General features: G+C 51.8%; 1 protein-coding gene. It reads right to left on the bottom strand.

Annotation, left to right across the window (positions count from 1 at the left end):
* A partial coding sequence (locus ACTQ34_RS18200; RefSeq protein ID WP_441364999.1) for a transposase occupies positions 1-311 on the bottom strand: 311 nt, incomplete at its 3' end.
* Positions 312-388: the final 77 nt, after the last annotated feature.

Genomic DNA, 388 nt, shown 5'->3' on the forward strand with positions numbered 1-388 from the left:
AAATGGGGCGTTTCCTCCTGTAAGGTGTACCCCAGAAACCAGCGGTAATATATGCTGCCGCTTACTTCCTCCGCGGTCCGCCGCAGGGACGGCAATCCGTACAGATGCTGGATCAATACCATTTTGAACAGCACCACCGGGTCTACGCTGGGTCTGCCATTGTCCTCACTGTACAGCGGTTCCACCATTTCGTACAGCCGGTTAAAGTCCACCGCTTTGTCTATCTTCCGCAGCAGGTGCTCCTTTGGTACCAGACTGTCTATCCCAACGATCTCTACTACATCCCGATCCATTTTTCCTCGTTCCAGCATTGCTCTCACCACCTATTCCTATTTTACCGCGCTCAAACGAAAAAGCCCAGCTTTTGCTGGACTTTTTCGACAGACTG

The organism is Agathobaculum sp. LCP25S3_E8 (assembly GCF_052117165.1).
In the GTDB taxonomy this organism is placed as follows: Bacteria; Bacillota; Clostridia; order Oscillospirales; family Butyricicoccaceae; genus Agathobaculum.